Consider the following 19,530-nt stretch of genomic DNA (forward strand, 5'->3'; position numbering starts at 1 on the left):
CCGTCACGCGGTGGGCATGTAGCCGACGATCTCGGTCCCGTGGATGCCGATCATCAGGTGCGAGTCGGTGAGATTGGCCTGAATATGCGCCAACCTCCCCGGAGGGGCGATGACCTGCGACGTGCGGGTGTCGATGACGAGGGACGTTTCATCGTTTGTCGACTGGCTCCACTGGCGGCTGAATGCGAACGGGGCCGCCAGGATGTGTCGGTCACCGGTGAGATGCCAGCCGAGCTGCAGCGTGCCTCGTCCCGGAGTCCGGTCGAGGCTTTCCTCGAGGGGCAGCGTCACGGGGGTGCCGTTGAAAGTGCAGGCGCTGGCGGAAGTGCACTCGACGGTGTACGCGGCCCAGGAGAGGTCGCCCGATTCGTAGGCTCGCTGGAACTGCTCCACGGTGGGGGTTCCCGACTCCGACAGGAGCAGCGCCGCATTGCTCCCGGAGAGGGGGAATGTCCCCCTCGGCTCTCCTTGAAGGGAGTAGGCCTCGGCGGTCTCGGAGTCCCGCGGGATGTGGATCCACCCGTCCTGCGCGGGGATGTATGTCGATTCCCTCCCCAGCTCCTCGCCCGCCCAGTCGTTGCGAACACTTCCGTCAGCGAGGTTCATGAGACCAGTCCTTGCCGCTTGGCTGTTGTCAGCCGAGGCAGTCGACACCAGGATGCTTCCAGTGGCGTCATCTCCAGCGATTCCTGACGGCTGAGGGTTGGTTTGGGTGTCGTACCTGCGCTCCCAGCGCCGAGTGGGGCGCCCGCCGCTCCAGTCCCAGGCGCTGCACCGGTTGGTGTTCCAGTAGGAGTCGCAGGTGATGATGAGATGAGGGGAGATGATGTACGGCCAGTTGTCTGAGGACCACGGGGCTGTTTCCGTGCGTCCGGTGGCCGGATCGAGAATCTCGTGATTGAGAACCAAGTGTCCGCCCCACCAAGGGGATCCCCATAGGTTGATACTCTTGTTCGTCAGCTCCCACAGTTTCTTTGGGCCTGCCTTGTCAAGGAGGTAACCGCGCAGGGTGTCCTTATCTTCGCGGGACTCCACGACGAGGTAGTTCCCGCATCGGTGGATCACGGGGGAGCTCAGAGTCATGGATGGATCGGTTCCGCTGTCGAAGCGCCAGGCCTCACCCCACTGGGCCCCTGGTGCGGGGCTCGCGCTAGTGGAAGTGTCGCATGACGTCGTCTCATTCGCCTCGGCCGAGGCCTGCCAGGTCGAGTACGCCGGCGCCTCCGGTTGAGTGAGGGAGGACGCCATGACCGGACGCTGCTGAGCCCACGCCTGTGCGAGCGTGAGGAAGACGGTGATGACGACGAACACCAGCGCAGTCTTGAACAGGCGGCTGCTCCAGGCCGTTCGAGCAACACGGATCCCCAGGTGCCGAAGGCCCACTGCACTGAATCGCATGGGACTAGCATTCCTCACTCCCTGCGGCGGCGGGACTGTTCTCCCTGTGACGTCGGGGAAACCGGTGGGGAGAACTGCCGTGAGGCGCGTCATGGGGCGGCGACGGGCCGTCGTCGACCTCGGTGGGGCGCCACGCGGCCGGTAGGCTGACGGGCATGTCGAAGAAGAAGCGCCACGGGCGCCGTCCGGCCGCCGCGTCGGCCAAGCCCCGCAAGCAGAGCATCGAGTTCGTCGCCCGTCCCTTCGCCGGTTTGCCGGCCGAGGAAGACCTCGTGGCGATGGCTCAGATCATCCCGGCCGCCACGGCCACCGTGCGCCTGACCAAGGAGTACGGGGGCAAGCAGGTTCAGCTCGTCACGCTCCTTCCCGAGTTCGTCCAGGGGCTCAAGCGCTCCGACGGCGAGGTCCTCGTGGCCATGCAGACCTCCATGCACTCCGGGGACGCCTCCCGCGACGTCGCCGCCGCCGTCCTGGCCACCCTCGAGCTGCCCGAGGGCCAGGCCCTGCGCACTGACGGACTGCCCGAGCCCGGCCCGCGCCTCCAGGACATCCTCGACACCAGCGAGCCGCCGGTCGTCTCCGTGCGCGAGACCTTCGACTTCTGGATCGACCCGCAGGCCGCCGGCGAGAACGAGCAGGCCCGCCAGGTCATCGAGGAGGCCATCGAGCGCGCCAAGGAGGAGATCGCTCCGACCCGGCCCGTTCCCGGCGTCGAGCACGCCTACTGGTGCCGACTGGGCGCCAAGGAGTTCGTGCGCTGGGTGCGCGGGGAGGACGAGGACGAGTTCTTCAATGCCTTCGCCCGCATCTACGCCGCGCGCGAGTCCGACCTGGAGGAGGGGGCGCGCTTCGTCGGCGCCTTCCGGGCCAACGGTCTGGCCATTCCGGTGTGGGAGCTCGTTCCCGGTACGGAGGCCGAGGAGCTCACCAAGCCGCTGCAGGCCATGGGCAAGCGCCTGGAGGCCGCACTGGCCGACTCCAGCCCCCTGAGCCCCGAGGTCCGCCGCGCCAAGGCCGGCATCATCTCCCGCCAGGTCAACCTCTAACTCTTTCTCTCGTCGAGCCGGGCATCCTTCGCGTCGCCCTCCGGAATTTCTGTGGGGCACCGCGAAGAATGCCCGGCTCGGCGTTGCTCAGGTCTCGGCGATCCGCAGGCGCCGGCGCGTCACTCGTGGCAGACCGCGTCCGTAGAGGGTGCCCTCCTTCGCCTTGACGGCGGCCACGAGCACGAAGCTCAGTGAGATGAGCAGCGCCCAGCTGCCGAACTTGCCGGCATGCACCAGGTGCCAGCCGTCGGCCTGGTTGGGGTAGCGCCAGGCGCTCAGCGCCGTGGCCAGGTTCTCCGCCAGCCAGAGGAAGCCCCCTATGAGGATGAAGGCCACCGTCGTCGGCATCCAGTAGCGGTCCCCGCCGACAGTGAAGTGGACAGCGCTTCCCCACAGGGCGATGAGGAAACCGGCCGCGATCACCCAGCGCAGGTCGACGATGACGTGATGGGTGAAGAAGTTGAGGTAGGCGGCCACGGCCAACAGACTCACCGGCCACCACCGAAAACCGCCCACGTGCAGGTCGAGGCGCCTGAAGGCCTGACAGATGTAGGAGCCGACGGAGGCGTACATGAATCCGGAGAAGACCGGCACCTCGCCGACGCGTACCACTCCCGCGTCCGGATAGGCCCAGGAGCCGGTGTGGACCTTGAACACCTCCAGCGCCAGCCCGATGAGGTGGAAGGCGCAGATGACGCCGAGCTCGCGCCAGGTCTCCTGCTTGAGGGCCACGAAGGCGATCTGAACGACGATGACGTAGATCAGCAGGGCGTCGTAGCGGGCGATCGGTGGATTCGTGTACTTCCATATCAGGGCGCTGGCCGCGAGTCCGATGAAGATGGCGATGGCGAAGGCGCAGCAGGCCAGCTCCAGGAGGGCGAACTGGACCAGGCGGCGGGGGAGCAGGCGCCACCGACTCAGGGGAAGGCGAGCGGTATCGGGCACGACCGAAGTATGCCGTGCCCTGACGTCGCCTCGCTGACGGGGACATTCCCTCACGGCCGGGGACATCCTGCGCATGCGGGGACACTTTCTTCCCGCCGGGGACGTCTCACGCGTGTGGGGACGGGATTGCTGTCCCCGACGGCGTCGAATGCCCCCGTCCGGAAGGACACGCACCCGGCCGCGCGGAATGACCCCGTCGATGTGGCGCGTGACCACTGAGAGGGCAGCCCCGTCCTGGTTCGAACACCTGGCCGACACCATCACCGGATCGAGCGCAGTGCTCGCTTGATGATCCGTTCAGTGGCCGGGGTGGGTGACTCCTCCTGCCAGCGCCCGCAGAGCTCCCTGGCCCAGGCGGGCTGGGTCTTGGCGGCGTCGTTGATCCAGTTCGCCACGGAGTCCTGCACGTAACGGGAGGAGTCGGCACGCAGTGGCTCGAGCAGTGGAAGGCCCCGCTCGGGCTCCTTCTTGAGCGCGGGGATGTGCCGCGCCCACACGCCTCGCGGACGCAGCGACTCGCTGGCGAAGCGCCGAATGCGCTCCGAGGGTTCGGACGTCCATGGCTGCAGCGCGCGGATCGCCTCGTCGAGCCGGGACACCAAGTGCGGTCGTACCGCCATCCATGCCCACTCGCGCACTCCGAAGTGCGGGTCATCTGCGGCCGGTCGCACCAGGGCCAACAGCGTGTCGACGTCGGCGTCCTTCTCCTGGGAGACCAGGGCGAAGACAACCCAGCCCCGGACCGTGTCGGCCGGGTGGTCAGCGAGATCCAGACAGGCGGAGCGACCCAGGTGCGTATACAGCGCTTCGCCCATGGTCTGCATACGGGCCAGGATGCCGAGCGAGTCGGCGCGCTTGGCCGCCTCAACCAGCCCCTCGGGTGCCTCCGGTACCACCTGCGTCAGAAGCGCGGAATGTGTGATGGTCAGGATCTCCGCCAGTGTTCGGGACTCGTCTTGTCCCGAGTTCAGGTCGGCTTGGCGTGCCGTGGGGACACTGGGGCTCATGCGTCACTTCGCCACGAGCCGGGCGACGCGCTTGAGGTGCTTCTTGTGCTGGCGTCGGCCGGTCTTGCCGACCTTGCCGAAGTTGACCCAGCTCCGCCCGCCCATGCCCAGCTGCTTGAGGACGGCTCCCAGGAACACCGAGCCGACGTAGTTGCCGCAGAACCGGCGCAGGAACCAGGTCGGGGCGGTTGAGGTGGTGAGCACCAGCACCTGCTGGATGTGGGTGAGGTGCCCTTTCACCCCGGAGGCCGTCGGGTGGTAGGCCCAGTTCTGCTTCATGACCTTGTCGACGAAGCCCTTGACGATGGCGGGCAGTTCGCTCCACCAGATCGGGGCGATGATGACGATGCGCGAGGCTCCCTCGATGAGCTTCTGGTAGTGGCTCACCAGCGGGTCCAGCGTGCCGCCCTCCGTGAACAGGGCCAGTTCTTCGGTGGGCATGCGCGGGTCGAAGCCGTCGGCGTAGAGGTCGACGACGTCGTAGGGCCGGCCCGCCTTGTCCAGGGCGGAGGTAGCAGTCTCGAGTACGGCATGGTTGAAGGAGCCGTCGTAGGGGTGGGCGTAGATAATGAGAGTGCGGTCGCCCGTCTTCTTGAGGGTCTTCTTAGCGGTCATCAGCGGTCTCCAATCGTGACAATAACGGGCGGGGCTGCGCGGACGAAGGCGGTGTCGGCGGTGGTGCTGTCGGACGCCATCCGCAGGCACCGGTGCCCCCGACTCAGCGGAAGGCACGCGGTACTGGGCACGACCAACGTACGCTGTGTCTCCGAGAGCTCGCTGGCATGCCGGGGGACATTCTGCGTGTGCGGGGACACTTTCCTCCAGCCGGGGGTGTATTGCGCGTTGGGGGACGGGATTGCTGTCCCCGACGGCGTCGAATGCCCCTGCTTGGAAGGATACGCACCCGGCCGCGTGGAATGTCCCCGGCCGTGATGGTGCCGGTCCGGGAGTCGGTGTGGGAGGCGCGGCTGGTTGGGGTGCGGCGGCGGTCTGCGAGGCAGCGGCCCTGGAGTCGGCGGGGAAGTGTGGCCGGTTGGGGTGCGGCGGGGAGCGGTGACGAACCAGGGTGCGGCTGCATTGCGCACACCTGGCACGCGCTGTCAATGACGAGTGACCACGATGCGGTCGGTTCGGGTCCGGTGGATGCGACTCGACGGCGGAGAGCGCCCTCCCGTGAGCGCTCCCAATGGCGGCAGCGCAGCGATGCATGACGATCGTCAAGATGCCTCTGACCTGCGCGGATATCGGTATGGGTGAACCGCGGCTGCAGATCCTTGACACCGCCGCAACAGCGTCCTTCAATCGTGTCACAACCATCACAGCACAACAACGGCACGACGAGCGCCCCGCGCCGGGGCGCCCCGGCCCGTCCAGTATGAGAGGAGCACTGATGACCCGTACTGTTTGCGGCTCCGCGCCGCGGTCGACGGCTATGCGTGTCAGCCTGCTGCGCTCCTGCTCATCGGCCGGCCGCCATCGATGCCCCTCGACCGCTATCCGGTAGCCACCCGCTGATCGCCGCCCCCACACCCTCGGGCGTCCGTACCAGCAGGAGGGTGTGGGGGAGACCCGACTCCCCTCATCCACTACCGAGGTCCCGGCCCGGACTCGTCGTTGAGTCACGTGCCCCGGGGCTGGACCAGCACCAGTTCCCGTCCGCGCCCGCCGCACTCGAACAGAGCGGGGCGCCCACTAATTCATCCAACCCTCTTTGCCGTCAGATCTGCGACGCCTATGGACCTTTATTCCGCTTCCTGGCACCCTGGTGAGACGGCAATGTCGCCGCTGGGCCCGCACGCCATGCGGTGAGTGAAGCGAAAGGCCTGCTTGTTATGACCGATCACTCCTCAAAGCACTCTCCAACCGGACCCGCTGCATCTGCGGCCGGCTACCACGCGCAGGACGCCCCCGCCGACACAGCGGACGTCGCGCCCGCCCCCGCGACCAGCCCGGTGAGTACCGGGCCGCCCGAGCGGCCACCGGTCCACCCGCAGCACCCGAGCTCAGGAACCTGGCGGGCCGTCCACACGGCCGGCGCCCCCTTGAGCGTACGTGAGGTCGAGGCAGCCGCCTCCGCGGCGCCCGCCGCCCACACCTCCGCCCAGTCCGCCACCCGCTCCTCGGTCCACTCGCCTTCCGAGACCGCGGCGGCCGGCGTCGTCCTACGCGACCTTGCCGACGAGTACGCCCTGCTCCTGTGCGCACACGACCCCGAGGCGGCCGCTCGCACCGGTCTGCCCGGCGGGGCCATCCTGCCCGACTACTCGCCCGCGGGGCTGGTCGAGCGTCTCAGTGCCGAGCGCTCCCTGCGCCATCGCGTGGCCGCCGTCGACCGCTCGACCGGCTCCGACGAGCTCCTGCGCGGCCACCTCCTGGAGCGTCTGGAGACCTCCATCCAGTTCATCTCCGCCGGGGAGGAGGGCGGAAACCTCGGTTTCCTCTCCTCGCCGTTCCAGCAGATCGCCCGCCAGCTGCACCGGCCCCCCGAGGCCCCCGACCGCGTCGGCTCCGAGGAGGCGGACCTCGCCGAGGCCGAGGCCAAGTGGGAGGACGCCTGGAACCTGCACCGCACCCGCCTGGAGGCGCTGCCCACCGCTCTGGAGGGGTTGGCCGCCTCCCTGGCCGCCTCCGCCGAGGCCGGTGCGATCGCCCCGCTCAGTCAGGTCGACGTCGTCGCCGGGCAAGCGCGCGACCTCGCCCGACGCCGCACCCAGGCGCTGCCTGAGGACCTGCCGGCCACCCTGCACGTCCAGCTCCAGGAGGCGGACATCGTCGCCCGCCGCGCCGCGCTGGACTTCGCCTCCCACCTGCGTACGACGCTCTCGCCGCGGGCGCCCCAGGCCGAGGGTGTCGGCCCGCAACGCCATGCCCTGTGGATGCGCCGCGTCCTGGGCACCCGGGTGGACCCCGCGGAGACCTACGCCTGGGCCACCGAGGAGCTGGAGCGGGTCATCGCCGAGCAGAACGCCATCGCCGTCGACGTCCTGGGTCCCGGCGCCGATGCCGGCAGCCTCAACCGGCACCTGCGCGCCGACCCGACCCGCGCCCTGCGCGCGGAGGACTACACGACCTGGGCGCAGGAGGTGGCCGACGAGGCCTGGGACGCCGTCGTCGGCCGGATCCTCGACCCGCCCGACGGCCTGGGCCGCCCCCGGGTGCGCCTCGGGGAGCCCGGCGACGGCGCCGTCCACTACGAGGAGCCGCGCGGAACCGGCGGGGAGCGCCGGCCCGGCGTCATCATGCGCTCCCTGGCTGACGGCGAGCAGCTGGTGTGGCCGTGGATGGAGCGGACCACGGTCCTGCACGAGTCGGTCCCGGGCCACCACGTCCACGTTGGCGCGCACGCCACCAGCACGCGCCTGACCGCCTGGCAGCGCTACCTGGGCTCCGTGCCCGGCTGCGATGAGGGCTGGGGCCTGTATGCCGAGTCCCTCGCCGACGAGCTCGGGCTCATGCCTACGCCCGAGGACCGTTTCGGCTGCCTGGCGGCACGCCGCTGGCGTCTGGCCCGGGTTCTTGTGGACCTGGGCGTCCACTCCCGGCTCCCCGTGCCCGACGACGTCGCCGCCCTCCCGGGGGCCTGCCGCGAGTGGAATCGGGCGACCGTCACCGCCGTGCTGCGCCACCACACCGTGATCTCCGAGGGGCGCCTGCGCTTCGAGGTCTCCCGGCACCTGGGGTGGCCGGCTCAGCCGCTGGCCTACGCGGTGGGGGAGCGGGTCTGGCGGGCCGGTCGGCGCAGTGCCCAGGCGCAGGCCCGCACCGAGGGCGGCGAGCTGGACCTGCGCGCATTCCACAACCGGGGCATCGACCTGGGCAGCGTGGGGCTCGATCTGCTCGCAAGCGCCTTGCACTGACCTGCATGAAGGATGCAGGACTGGAGGACCAAGGCGTGCCGGGGCGGCAGGGGAGTCGCCCCGGCACACGGAAGGACGCGAAATGCGCCGGCGGAACCCGGCTCCGTTGACGGGCTCCTTGTCTCCACTGTGCCACGAGAACCGGGTGTGACATGCCGAAATACGTGACTCTAGCTCCCGAATGAGGGAACCTGATTCATTGCTGCAAGATTTGTCAGTTTCTCCGGGGACCGTGGTCCCATGCTGAAGGTTTGACACAAGATCACCCAGGAAAGCCTGAAAGTGGCAAGGGGTGCCCTCCTCGTGGTGCATCGGCGTGTCGCAGCGGCCGACGCGACGTGCGCGGGGGTCGGCGGGCGTGCCTGTGCTGCGCGCGAATCCCGAGGATTCCGCGCCGCATGGCATGAGATCGCAGAACTTGACGGGCCTCACAAAAAAGGCGTGCGATAACGAGGCGCTCAGGTATCGGCTGGAGGCCGGGAGTCTGGATACCCTGGGGGAGTGAGTTCCACCAAGCGGCCCGACCAGCGCGTTGCCGTGGTCATCCCTGCCAAGGATGAGGCTGAGCGCATCGCCACCACTGTCCGGGCCTGCCGCTCCATCCCGCGAGTGGACCTCGTCATCGTCGTCGACGACGGCTCGACTGACGGAACCCAGGACCACGCCCGCGCCGCCGGGGCCGTGACAGTCCGCCACTCCGTCTCACGCGGGAAGGCCTCCGCCATGGAGACCGGGGCCTCCGTCGTCGCCATGCGCGACTACTCCGACGGTCCCGCCCGGCTGCTGCTGTTCATCGACGCCGACCTGGGGGACTCGGCCGCCTCCTGCGCCGAGCTGGTGCCTCCGGTCGTCGACGGCGTGGCCGACATGTCCATCGCGGTTCCTCCCAAGCAGTCCGGGGCCGGCGGCCGCGGCCGGGTGGTACGTGCCGCCAGGCGGGCCATCTCGCTGTCCACCGGGTGGCTGCCCGTGGCGCCGCTGTCCGGTCAGCGATGTCTGAGCCGCGAGGCCTATGAGAAGGCGGTGCCTCTGGCCGACGGCTGGGGGGTGGAGGTCGGCCTGACCATCGACGTCCTCGTGGCCGGGCTCGCCGTCATCGAGGTCCCCTGCGACATCACCCACCGCGTCACCGGTAACGACCGGGCCGGCACGATGCACCGCGCCTCCCAGTACAGGGACGTCCTGCGGGCCGTGACCCGGCGCAAGCTGCGCCGCCACCGCGTGCCGCGTGCCTCCTTTGAGAGGGCGGCCGCCGAGCAGGACCACTTCTTCGCCTACCGCGCCGTGCCGCAGCCCCCCAAGGCCGACGACGACGTCGAGCCCGCCGAGAAGCCGCACCACGGTGAGGACCCGCAGGCCACCTCGGAGACGGCCGAGAGCTAGCGCGCCGACTCACTGCCGGCCAGCGTCAGCGCCAGCAGGGCGGGGGCGGCGGCCGCCAGGATGAAACCGGCCATCGTGACACCGGAGTCATTGACCAGGACGGCCACGAGCGTCAGCACCCCCAGGGACTTCAGTGCCGTCGTCACCCATCGCGCGGAGGGGGACATTCCACGCGTTGGGGAACCGGATTCCCGTCCCCCCACGCGTGGAATGTCCCCGTGGGCGGCGGGGGCGAGCCAGGCGTAGGGGCTCGTGCCATTGCGCCAGGCCCGCACCTGCCGGCGACTCCACCACAGGGCCGCGGCCACGATGACTGCGGCGCAGGCCAGGGCTGCCGCGATGACCGGCTTCGTGACGAAAGGGCCGACCAGCGCGTAGGCCTTGCGCCCCAGTACGCCGGCGGCCGAGCCGTCGGCCACCTGACGGGCGAAGCGCCCCAGGTGCGTGGGCCCACCGGGTCGGAGGAGGTCGACGACGGCGAAGCCGCCCACCACCAGGACCGTTGCGGCCCCGATGGCCAGCCAGCGCCGCCAGCTCAGGCGCAGACCCGCCAGGCCCGCAGCGAGGAAGGCCAGCGTCGGCACCAGCGTCAGGGCACCGCCCACGTCCGCGCCCAGCTGCGGGGCCCCGTCAACGAGCAGCGCCGCCCCGCCCAGCAGGGCCGTCACCAGCAGCGCGCTTCGCCGCCCGCCGCCCAGAACCTCCCAGATGCCGGCGATGACGACGACAAGCGCGCCGGCCACCAGTGCGAAAGCCGTATTCGACACCCCGTAGAAACGGCCCGCCACCACCGCGTTCATGCCCAGCGGGTTGTTGAAGGCCAGGGGTGCGCCTGCGGCGGCGTCGACCAGCCAGGCCAGCGGGATCGCCGCCGCCACCAGCAGCGCCGTCAGGATCGTCCCGTTGGGGGGCGGAGACAACGGCGCGGAGGGGGTTGGGCCGTCGGCCTCGTCCGGTGGCGGCTCGGCTCCGGCCTCCCCTCGGGCGGAGGAGGCGCCGGCTGAACCGGCCGGCTCGGGGGTGGCCGTAGCGGCGGGTGAGTCGGGTGAAGGACTCGGTGAGGCGGCAGGGTGGGGCCGCTTGCGCCGTCGTACCAGTGCCACGATCACAGCGGCCAGTCCCACGATCCCGGCCGCGACCAGCGCAGTTGCGACCACGGCGACGAGTGAGGCCCACCCCGAGGGGGAGCCGGCCCGGGCCGCCACACGCCACCACGGGGCGGCATTGACCAGCAGTAACGCCGTCGGCAGGCCGCTGAGGTAGACGGCCACCCACGTGACCCGGCGGCGGAGAGCCTCGCGCCGGTTCGCCTTCGGGCTGCGCAGCGCGACGGCCGCCCAGACCAGGAGCGCCACGGCCAGGCCCATGAGCAGGGCGCCGGCCCGTATAACCGTGGCCTGGGAGGCACGGGCGTGCAGGGCGTCGTCGGCGAGCCGCGAGATGCGGGCGTCCCCGGTGGAGGCGCCGGCCGCTGCCACGCCCGCGCGGCCAGTCGCGGGCAGCGTGAGCGCATGGCCGTCGAAGGCCGGGTCGCGGCGGCCGGCCAGGGCGGACACGAGAGTCGGGGTGAGGTCGGTTAGCTGGGCCAGGCCCGGCCGGTGCGTGGAGTCGCCGACGACAAGACCGTCGGAGGTGCCGCGCGCGCTCCGCGTGCCCGCGGGCAGGACCGCCATCTGGGGGCCGGGGGCCTCGTCGTCGGCCAGGGAGGCGACGATGATGCGAGTACCGGGGCGCGCCTGCTCCTGGACCGTGCGCAGGGCCTCGTCGAGGGCGGCGATCCGCTCGGCGTCGGTGGAGGCGGAGCTCGCGGTGTCGATCATGGTGAGGTCCGCGTCTGCGGCCATGGCATCGGCCACCGACGGCGCCACAGGGGCGGGCCTGGTCGCTGAGCCCCCCGGCGCCCCCGTGGCCAGCTGCGTGCCCGGGCCGACGGCCTGGATCGAGACATTCTGCCCGAGCGCCTCGACCAAGGGGGTGCTGCGGGGGATCGCGGTGGTGGGGCCGGCGCAGGAAGCGGCCGCCTCGATGGCGCTCGTGCGCTTTCCCCGGCCCAGGGTGAGCCAGGCGTCGGCCGGGCAGGTGCGGTCCGCCGGGGTGCGCACGGACAGGTTCATCGGCTCGCCCCGCCGGGCGAAGGCCAGCAGGCGGTCGGCCGCCGAGCCGACGCCGGCAGAACCGGAGTCCTCACCGGCGCCCTCGCGGGAGGCCTGTTCTTGCAGGTCCGCCCAGGTGAGATTGTTCGTGGCCAGGACGACCACCGGCGCCGGCCGCGACGACGAGCGCGAAGACGAGGCGGCATCGGACGCCGGCTGGGAGGCCGCCTGGGACGCCGGCGCTGACTCGGATTCCGGCGCCGCTGGAGCCGCGGTGGCGAGGGCCGGCCCCACCACCGCCAGGATCATGCCGATGACCACCAGCAGCACGAGGACGTACACGACTCCGCGCACCAGGCGCTGTTGACGTCGTCGAGGTCTCACCCGACCAGCCTACGGGGCCTGGCCGCTCACAGGTACTGGCGGGCCACGGCGACCGCCTCCCCGCCATAGCCCCCGCCGAAGAGGAAGGCGTGAATCATGAGGATGTGCCAGGAGTGCAGGCCCACCCGCTCGCGCCAGCCCTCCGCCAGCGGCGAGACCTCGTGGTAGGCCGCGTAGATGCGATCCAGGTAGCGCTGCCCGAACACGCCCAGGGCCGCCAGGTCGGTCTCGGCGTGCGCGCCCTGCGCCATCGGGTCGATGAGCACGCCGACCACCGTCGGCCTGCCGGCCGCCCCGCCGGCCGCAACGTCAACCGCTCCGCTGGGTGCCTGCCCGGGGTCGGGCTCCTGCGGCCCGAGGCCGGCCCGTCGCGGCGCCCACTGGGCGGCCTCATCGGCTGGGGTCCACAGGACATTACCGCACCACAGGTCCCCGTGCGTGCGGGCCACCGCGACCCGGGCGCCGCGCTCGCGGGCGCCAGCGCGCACGAGGGCCGGCTGGTCGGTGTCGAAGTCGCCGTCGCGCAGACGCTCGCACAGCCGCTCGACGACTCCGGCCCCGCCGGCGCTGATCGAGCCGTTGTCCCGACTGGGCTGCAGGTAGGGCAGGATCCGGTCCTCGGCGTAGAACTCGCCCCAGCGGCGCGGCTCGCCCTCCTCGACGGCGTGCGGACGCAACCGGATGTCCGAGCGGCCCATCTGCGCCCGGCCGTCCCAGCCGGGAGGCGCCGCCCCGAAGGCCGGGGCGCCCGCGGCGTGGGTGACGGCCAGTGCTCGGCCGAAGGCCTCCGCTCCGGCCGGCGTCACGCCGGTCGTCGTCAGCCGCGGCTCCTTCAACCAGCCCGGGCCGTTGGTCACCGGCACCACGTGCGCCCCGCCGTCGGCCATCGCCTCGGCGAGCCAGGTCAGGCCCTGCGCCTCCAGGGCGGTGGAGACCAGGCCGTCGTCGTGCTTGCGGAAGACACTCATGGCCCCAGCCTGCCAGGCCCGCCGCCGTCGCGGGAGGGCGCAGGGAGAACCTCAGGAAGTTGGCGGCACCCCGGCGGGGGAGTCTGTGGGAAGTCGGCTTTGGCCGGGCCTGGGCTGTTCCCTCTCGACCAGTCCCGGCGCCAGGACCTGGCCCGCCGCCGTCGCGGCAGGGCTCCGCGTTCCACGGAGCAAGCCGCCACCGGCCCGACCACCCGGACTGGCTACCCTGTGCCCATGACTGCTCCCGCTCCGCTCTGGTCCTTCCTGGGGCCTGCCGGCACCTTCACCGAGATGGCGCTGCGCCAGGTCGCCCCCGTCGACGTCGAGCTCGACCCCTGCCCGGACGTGCCCACCGCCCTGGACCACCTACGCGAGCGCACGGTAGAGGCCGCCGTCGTGCCCATTGAGAACTCCGTCGAGGGCGGGGTCAACGCCACGCTGGACAACCTCGTGGCCTCCACGCCCCTGGTCATCGCCGCCGAGATGGCCGTGCCGATCACCTTCGTCCTGGCCGGCCGCCCCGGCACCCGCCTGGAGGACGTGCGCGCCATCTCCACCCACCCGCACGCCTGGGCCCAGTGCCGCGGCTGGGTCCACCAGAACCTGCCCGAGGCCGTGTACGTGGCCGGAACCTCCACCTCAGCGCCCGCCCGCGCGCTGGCCACCACCGAGGGGGACACCGGCTTCCAGGCCGTCCTGTGCAACCCGTTGGCCGCCGAGCAGTACGGGCTGGAGGTCATCGCCGGGGGCGTGGCGGACAACCCCGACGCCGTGACCCGCTTCGTCAAGGTGACCCGGCCCGGCCGCGTGGGTGAGCCCACCGGCGCCGACAAGACCACCCTGCTCGTCCACCTCCCGCACGACCGCTCCGGCGCCCTGCTGGACATGCTCGAGCAGTTCAGCGCCCGCGGCGTCAACCTCTCGCGCATCGAGTCTCGGCCCGTGGGCGACTCCCTAGGGCGCTACCGCTTCTCCATCGACGTCGAGGGGCACGTGCGCGAGGAGCGGGTCCAGGCCGCCCTCATCGGGCTGCACCGCACCTGCCCGGTGGTGCGGTTCCTGGGCTCCTACCCGCGGCTGGACGCCCGCCCGACGGCGGTCCTGGCCGGCACCAGCGACAAGGACTTCGTCGTGGCCCGCTCCTGGGTCGCCGACGTCCTCGACGGCCGCGCGCTCTAGCCGAGGCCCGAGCAGCCGCCTCGTGCCGACGTCGCGTTCGTACGTTATGTCGCGCGTTCGAGGGGTAGAGGATACGAACGCGCGACCTACCCTACGAACGCGCGGACGCTTCAGCTCGGTTGACCTCGGTGGACAGCCGACCGCGGCGTGCGCAAGGCTCGGGATGTGAGCTCCTCCGACGCCAGCACCGAGACGACCGCCCCTGCCTCCGCCTCTTTCGCCACCTCCACTGCGCCCGCCGCGCTGCCCGGCCGCCGCGGCGCCGGCCCCTACCGCGTCATCATGGTGTGCACCGGCAACATCTGCCGCTCCGCCATGGCCGAGGTCGTCCTGCGCGACCGCCTCGCCGCCGCCGGCATCCCCGACTCCGGGTCGGGTGGCGTGACCGTCACCTCCGCCGGCGTCTCCGATGAGGAACGCGGCAACCCCATCGACTCCCGGGCCCGCCGCGTCCTGACCGAGGCCGGCTACGGCGTCGGCGCCGACGACGTCTCGCGCGCCACGGCCATCGCCATCGCCTCCCACACCGCCCACCGCGTCACCGACGCCGAGATCACCGAGGCCGACCTCCTGCTGGCCATGACCGACTCCCACTGGAACGTCCTCCAGCGCCGCGCCGTGGGCCTGGGAGTCGAGCCCGACCGCATCCGCATGTACCGCGAGCTCGACCCGGCCTCCGCCCAGCAGGCCGAGTCGGTCGCCGCGGGCGGGTCCTCCCCCAGCGTCCTCAACGTGCCCGACCCCTGGTACGGCACCATGGCCGACTTCCTCGACACTCTGGAGGTCGTCGAACGGGTCAGCGACGAGCTCGCCGAGCAGCTCACCGCGCCCCGTGACTGAGGCTCAGCGACTCAGTTCAGGCGCTCAGTGCAGGCGATTGTCCAGCCAGCGCATAACGGCCTGAAGGTACTCGGCGCGCGCCAGCGGCCCGGACAGGGCCAGGTCGTGGACGCCCTCGGGGATCTGGCGGACGGTCACGTCGTCGCCCAGGTACTGGGAGCGGTCGATGATCTGCTCCACGTCGAGGACGACGTCGGAGCGCTGCGCCTCCTCCAGGCTCGCCTTGACGCCGCCACTGGCCGTTGAGCAGCACACGAGGATCGGCACCCGGATCCCCAGCCCGTGGTGGACCTCGCGCTGCAGACGCCGAATCCCCGCCAGGAACCCGGCCCGCACCGGGAAGGACGGCGCCGGCTTGAGCGCCAGGTCCCAGTCCCACTCGCCGCGCCAGCGCCGGTGCAGGGCCGCCACGTAGTTGTCCTCATCGCCGCTGCCCGGCTCACCGATGACGCGCTCGGGGTCCCGCCGCGAGAGGAGGTCCACGAAGGCCGAGCCGTAGGAGCGCACCAGGGCCGACCCGCGCAGGTCCAGCCACGGGGAGTTGAGGACGAGCGCATCCACGGTCCCGGGGTGGTCGGCCGCCCAGATGACCGCCTGCAGCCCGCCGGTCGAGTGCCCGTTGAGGACGACGACGTCGTGCCCGTGCTCGGAGCGGATGATGCGCAGGGCCTCGGCGATCTCCTCGTCATGGACGCGCAGGTCGCGCACGTCGTGCGGGGAGGGGTGTCCGACGCCGGCCCGCCCGCAGGCCCGCAGGTCCAGCGCGTAGAACTCGAAGCCGGCGTCGAGATAGGCCTGGGCCAGGTGCGTCTGAAAGAAGTAGTCGCTGCGGCCGTGCAGGTAGAGGACCGCGCGCGAGTGCCGGGGTCGGCTGGCCCGGCCGGCCGCCTCGCGCTGGAAGACGAGCACGGCGTGGTCGGCGCCGGGCGCCTTCGTGGGTGACTCGGTCACCGGGATACGGCGGGCCACCCACGGCTCTCCCAGGATGTCGGGGGCGGTCGGCTCTGAGGTCGCACTCATGAGCAGATCCAAACACGTTGCCCTGTGCGGCGCGAGTAGCGGCGCCGACACGCGACCTGGGAATAGCCAGGATGTTGCGGGAGCGCCGGTGGCGGGTGGGCTGACGGCCGGGTCGAGAGGTGTCGAGTGGAGGGAGTGACCTCGGTCCCTTGAAGGTGGCCTCGCTTGCGTCACGAAGGTGGCGCTGCGTAAGTTACTCGTGGCCATCCAGAGCAACCGAGAGACCTGGCTCGACGACATTGCAGCAACCCCCTTCATGGTGCGGGTGCTTCCGCCAGGAACGATGGAGGAATACGTGACAACCAGTGAACAGTCGACCGCCGAGCCCGGCCGGTCCGAAGACGGTGACGTGCCCGGCTCTCCAAGCGAGCCCATGATCTCCCTGCGCGACGTCCACAAGGTCTACCGCCTGCGCAGCGGCAAGGAGGTGCGCGCCCTGGACGGGCTCAGCCTCGACGTCGCCGCCGGCTCCATCCACGGCATCGTCGGCACCTCCGGGGCCGGCAAGTCCACGCTCGTGCGCTGCCTGACCTCTCTGGAGCGCCCCACCAGCGGCCACGTGAGCGTCGCAGGCCAGGACATGACCGCCCTGTCGGCCAGCCAGTTGCGCGAGGCCCGACGCCGCATCGGCATGGTCTTCCAGCACGCCAACCTCCTGGACCAGCGCACCACGGCGCAGAACATCGCCTATCCGCTGGCGCTCGCGGGCGTCCCCGGCGGGAGGCGCCACCCGGTCGTCAAGCGCATGCTCGACCTCGTGGGCCTGGCCGACCGCGGCGGCTCCTACCCCTCCCAGCTCTCCGGCGGCCAGAAGCAGCGCGTCGGCATCGCCCGGGCGCTGGCCGACGATCCGGCCGTTCTCCTGTGCGACGAGCCCACCTCCGCCCTGGACCCGGAGACCACCCGCTCCATCCTCGACCTCATCAAGAACGTCCGCGACACCCTGGGCCTGACCGTCATCATCATCACCCATGAGATGAGCGTGGTCCGCCAGGTCTGCGACTCCGTCAGCCTGCTTGAGGCCGGGAGGATCGTCGAGAGCGGCCGCCTGGAGGACATCGTGCTCGACGTCGACTCCCGGCTCTCACGCGAGATCGTGCCCTTCCCGAAGGTGCCCGAGGCCGCCGTCGCCAACGGGGAGAGCGTCATCGACGTCTCCATCACCGCCCACCCGGGTCAGCCGGCCGCCGTCGCCCTCATGTCCATGGTGGCCGAGCTCGGCGGGGACATCGCCGCCGGCGTCTTCGAGACGATCGGGCAGGCCCAGATCGGGCGCCTGGCCGTCACCGTCCCCGCGTCCGAGACCGAACAGGCCGTGAGCACCCTGCGCCACGCCGGTATTGCTGCGGAGGTCCGCTCATGAACTCGATCCTCCTTCCGCTGAGCCAGGCAGCCGCCGTGCCGAGCAGCCGCACCTGGTTCGACAACCCGGCCATCCAGAACAAGCTCGGCTACGCCCTCGTCGAGACCCTGGCGATGACCTTCGTCTCCGGGGCCATCACAGTCATCCTCGGGCTTCTGCTGGGGCTGGCCCTGGTCTCCACCGGCAAGCGGGGCCAGTTCCGCAACCCGACCCTGTACTGGGTGCTCTCCCAGATCGTCAACATCGGGCGCTCCATGCCCTTCATCATCCTCATGGTGGCCCTCATCCCGCTCACCCGGTTGCTCGTGGGCACCTCCCTGGGATGGCAGGCGGCCTGCGTGCCGCTGACCATCGGCGCGATCCCCTTCTACGCGCGCCTGGTGGAGACGGCCATCAACGACGTCGACCGCGGCAAGGTCGAGGCCGCCCTCATGATGGGGGCCTCCGGGCGGCAGATCACCTGGGGGGTCCTCGTGCGCGAGGCTCTGCCGATCCTCATCCAGTCGGCCACCGTCACCATCATCACCCTCCTGGGCTACTCCGCCATGGCCGGCGCCGTGGGCGGCGGCGGCGTGGGTGACCTCGCCATCCAGTACGGCTACCAGCGCAACCAGGTGGACGTCATGGTCATCACCGTGGTCGTCATTGTCGGCATCGTCGGCATCATCCAGCTGGTCGGCGACATGCTCAGCCGGCTGGTGAACCACCGCTGAGGCGATCACCAGCCGGGTAGGCGCGCAGCCGCCTGGAACCGGGCAGCTGCGCCGTCGGCCCCAGCACTGTTCAAGACTTTCCTCTCTCCCGTCACTGGGGGCCACCCGGCCCCGCGAAAGGAACCACCATGTCCTCCGTCATCTCCCGGCGCACCGTCATCGCCGGTGGCCTGGCCACCGCCGCCGCCCTCACCCTGGCCGCCTGCTCCAAGTCCGGTAAGGGCGAGGTCAAGGGCATCAAGGTCGACGGCGACACCGCCACGATCACCATCGGTGCCACCCCCAAGCCCCACGTCGAGATCCTCAAGTGGGTCCAGGACAACCTCACCAAGGGCTCCGGCATCAAGCTGGACATCAAGGAGATCAACGACTACCAGACGCCCAACTCCTCGCTGGAGGATGGCTCGCTGGCCGCCAACTTCTACCAGACCCCCAACTTCCTGGCTCAGCAGAACAAGGAGAAGGGCTACGACTTCGTCTCCATCGCCGACGTCCACATCGAGCCCATGGGTATCTACACCTCCAAGGGCTACAAGGACGTCAAGGACATCAAGGAGGGCGGCACGATCGTCCTCAACAACGACCCGGCCAACACGGCCCGCGGCCTCAAGCTCCTGGCCCAGGCCGGACTCATCGAGCTGGACAAGTCCGCCGAGCTGCCCAGCGACACCGACGTGACCTCCAACCCCAAGAAGCTGAAGTTCACCACGGTTGACGGCGCCCAGGTCTACAAGTCGATGCCCGACGCCGAGGCCGCGGTCATCAACGGCAACTACGCCATCGACGCCGGGCTGAACCCCAAGAAGGACGCGCTCGTCCTGGAGAAGGGCGGCAAGGACTCCGAGTACCCCAACCAGCTCGTCGTGCGCAAGGAGGACAAGGACAACGAGCACCTCAAGAAGCTCGCCAAGCTCCTCAACGACGACAAGCTGCGTGACTACATCAACAAGACCTGGCCCGACGGGGCGGTCGTCGCGGCGTTCTGACGTCGAAAGGCTGCGGCTGAGGGCCGGTTGAGGCCCGTGCGCGGGGCCGGTTGTGGTTGGTCGAAGGGCCGACCGCGACCGGCCCTTCGTGTTGGTGCGGGCGGGGTGGGGCGCACGGGGTGTGGGCGGATGTGCGGCTCGGGCGGGGACATCCTGCGCAGCCGGGGACATGTCGTCGCGGGCGGGGACGTTCGACGCCGTCGGGGACGGGAATCCTGTCCCCGAACGCGTGGGCTGTCCCCGGCCGGAGTGGACCGCACCCCGCCGCGCGGAATGTCCCTCGCCGTGCTGCCTGTGGGGTCGGTTGTCATCATCTGTGGACAGTTCTCGGTCTGCGGGCCCGGGAGC

Annotated in this window: 15 protein-coding genes; 8 read left to right on the forward strand and 7 right to left on the reverse strand. The window is 70.8% G+C overall.

What is annotated here, in order from left to right; translation table 11 throughout:
- Positions 1-3: 3 nt before the first annotated feature.
- Complete coding sequence (locus HW274_RS00635) at positions 4-1,398, reverse strand: serine/arginine repetitive matrix protein 1 (protein ID WP_185988975.1); 1,395 nt, start codon at positions 1,396-1,398, stop codon at positions 4-6.
- A gap of 155 nt (positions 1,399-1,553) precedes the next feature.
- Between HW274_RS00635 and HW274_RS00640 the strand changes: the two genes are divergently transcribed.
- Positions 1,554-2,444: a DUF5926 family protein gene (locus HW274_RS00640; RefSeq protein ID WP_075378031.1), complete on the forward strand. Its 891-nt coding sequence runs from the start codon at positions 1,554-1,556 to the stop codon at positions 2,442-2,444.
- Positions 2,445-2,531: 87 nt separating this feature from the next.
- Here HW274_RS00640 and HW274_RS00645 read toward each other — a convergent pair whose 3' ends face one another.
- The 3 genes from HW274_RS00645 to HW274_RS00655 form a co-directional block, all read right to left on the reverse strand.
- Positions 2,532-3,389, reverse strand: coding sequence for a DUF817 domain-containing protein (locus HW274_RS00645; RefSeq protein WP_075254473.1), 858 nt, complete (start codon positions 3,387-3,389; stop codon positions 2,532-2,534).
- 260 nt (positions 3,390-3,649) lie between these two features.
- Positions 3,650-4,396 (reverse strand): DNA alkylation repair protein, encoded by a 747-nt coding sequence (locus tag HW274_RS00650; protein WP_075254472.1) that lies wholly within the window; start codon positions 4,394-4,396, stop codon positions 3,650-3,652.
- A gap of 3 nt (positions 4,397-4,399) precedes the next feature.
- Positions 4,400-5,011, reverse strand: a complete 612-nt coding sequence (locus tag HW274_RS00655; protein WP_075254471.1) for an NAD(P)H-dependent oxidoreductase — start codon at positions 5,009-5,011, stop codon at positions 4,400-4,402.
- A gap of 1,217 nt (positions 5,012-6,228) precedes the next feature.
- Between HW274_RS00655 and HW274_RS00660 the strand changes: the two genes are divergently transcribed.
- The gene (locus HW274_RS00660) at positions 6,229-8,253 is read left to right on the forward strand and encodes a DUF885 domain-containing protein (protein WP_260679125.1); all 2,025 of its coding nucleotides are present in this window, start codon (positions 6,229-6,231) and stop codon (positions 8,251-8,253) included.
- 501 nt (positions 8,254-8,754) lie between these two features.
- Entirely contained in the window at positions 8,755-9,636 is an 882-nt protein-coding gene (locus HW274_RS00665) for a glycosyltransferase (RefSeq protein WP_185988976.1), read from the forward strand.
- Here HW274_RS00665 and HW274_RS00670 read toward each other — a convergent pair.
- On the reverse strand, positions 9,633-12,113 hold the full coding sequence (locus tag HW274_RS00670) for a hypothetical protein (RefSeq protein WP_260679126.1): 2,481 nt from the start codon (positions 12,111-12,113) through the stop codon (positions 9,633-9,635). The genes HW274_RS00665 and HW274_RS00670 overlap by 4 nt on opposite strands.
- A 26-nt stretch (positions 12,114-12,139) precedes the next feature.
- The gene (locus HW274_RS00675) at positions 12,140-13,081 is read right to left on the reverse strand and encodes a fructosamine kinase family protein (RefSeq protein WP_185988977.1); all 942 of its coding nucleotides are present in this window, start codon (positions 13,079-13,081) and stop codon (positions 12,140-12,142) included.
- 234 nt (positions 13,082-13,315) lie between these two features.
- Here HW274_RS00675 and pheA point away from each other — a divergent pair, with 234 nt between their 5' ends.
- The gene (gene pheA, locus HW274_RS00680; RefSeq protein WP_185988978.1) at positions 13,316-14,260 is read left to right on the forward strand and encodes a prephenate dehydratase; all 945 of its coding nucleotides are present in this window, start codon (positions 13,316-13,318) and stop codon (positions 14,258-14,260) included.
- Positions 14,261-14,542: 282 nt separating this feature from the next.
- A complete protein-coding gene (locus HW274_RS00685) occupies positions 14,543-15,100 on the forward strand; it encodes a low molecular weight protein-tyrosine-phosphatase (RefSeq protein WP_185989536.1) in 558 nt (185 codons plus the stop codon).
- Between the two features lie 24 nt (positions 15,101-15,124).
- On the opposite strand, the gene HW274_RS00690 is transcribed toward HW274_RS00685, so the two are convergent.
- Positions 15,125-16,120 carry an alpha/beta hydrolase gene (locus tag HW274_RS00690; protein ID WP_010613221.1) on the reverse strand — a complete coding sequence of 332 codons (996 nt, stop codon included), beginning with the start codon at positions 16,118-16,120 and terminating at the stop codon, positions 15,125-15,127.
- A gap of 199 nt (positions 16,121-16,319) precedes the next feature.
- Here HW274_RS00690 and HW274_RS00695 point away from each other — a divergent pair, with 199 nt between their 5' ends.
- From HW274_RS00695 to HW274_RS00705, 3 genes are all read left to right on the forward strand, one after another.
- Entirely contained in the window at positions 16,320-17,483 is a 1,164-nt protein-coding gene (locus tag HW274_RS00695) for a methionine ABC transporter ATP-binding protein (RefSeq protein ID WP_185989537.1), read from the forward strand.
- Positions 17,480-18,196: a methionine ABC transporter permease gene (locus tag HW274_RS00700; RefSeq protein ID WP_075254464.1), complete on the forward strand. Its 717-nt coding sequence runs from the start codon at positions 17,480-17,482 to the stop codon at positions 18,194-18,196. Before HW274_RS00695 ends, HW274_RS00700 begins: the two co-directional genes overlap by 4 nt.
- Positions 18,197-18,324: 128 nt before the next feature.
- On the forward strand, positions 18,325-19,182 hold the full coding sequence (locus tag HW274_RS00705) for a MetQ/NlpA family ABC transporter substrate-binding protein (RefSeq protein ID WP_075254463.1): 858 nt from the start codon (positions 18,325-18,327) through the stop codon (positions 19,180-19,182).
- The last annotated feature ends 348 nt before the right edge of the window (positions 19,183-19,530 follow it).

This window comes from Actinomyces sp. oral taxon 169 (assembly GCF_013394715.1).
Classification (GTDB): domain Bacteria; phylum Actinomycetota; class Actinomycetes; order Actinomycetales; family Actinomycetaceae; genus Actinomyces.

Bases quoted from the DNA above. Each gene is read 5' to 3' on its own strand.
- HW274_RS00655 (WP_075254471.1), bottom strand. From the start codon at position 5,011: ATGACCGCTAAGAAGACCCTCAAGAAGACGGGCGACCGCACTCTCATT.
- HW274_RS00675 (WP_185988977.1), bottom strand. From the start codon at position 13,081: ATGAGTGTCTTCCGCAAGCACGACGACGGCCTGGTCTCCACCGCCCTG.
- HW274_RS00705 (WP_075254463.1), top strand. From the start codon at position 18,325: ATGTCCTCCGTCATCTCCCGGCGCACCGTCATCGCCGGTGGCCTGGCC.
- HW274_RS00700 (WP_075254464.1), top strand. From the start codon at position 17,480: ATGAACTCGATCCTCCTTCCGCTGAGCCAGGCAGCCGCCGTGCCGAGC.
- HW274_RS00650 (WP_075254472.1), bottom strand. From the start codon at position 4,396: ATGAGCCCCAGTGTCCCCACGGCACGCCAAGCCGACCTGAACTCGGGA.
- HW274_RS00660 (WP_260679125.1), top strand. From the start codon at position 6,229: ATGACCGATCACTCCTCAAAGCACTCTCCAACCGGACCCGCTGCATCT.
- HW274_RS00685 (WP_185989536.1), top strand. From the start codon at position 14,543: ATGGTGTGCACCGGCAACATCTGCCGCTCCGCCATGGCCGAGGTCGTC.
- pheA (WP_185988978.1), top strand. From the start codon at position 13,316: ATGACTGCTCCCGCTCCGCTCTGGTCCTTCCTGGGGCCTGCCGGCACC.
- HW274_RS00690 (WP_010613221.1), bottom strand. From the start codon at position 16,120: ATGAGTGCGACCTCAGAGCCGACCGCCCCCGACATCCTGGGAGAGCCG.
- HW274_RS00640 (WP_075378031.1), top strand. From the start codon at position 1,554: ATGTCGAAGAAGAAGCGCCACGGGCGCCGTCCGGCCGCCGCGTCGGCC.
- HW274_RS00635 (WP_185988975.1), bottom strand. From the start codon at position 1,398: ATGCGATTCAGTGCAGTGGGCCTTCGGCACCTGGGGATCCGTGTTGCT.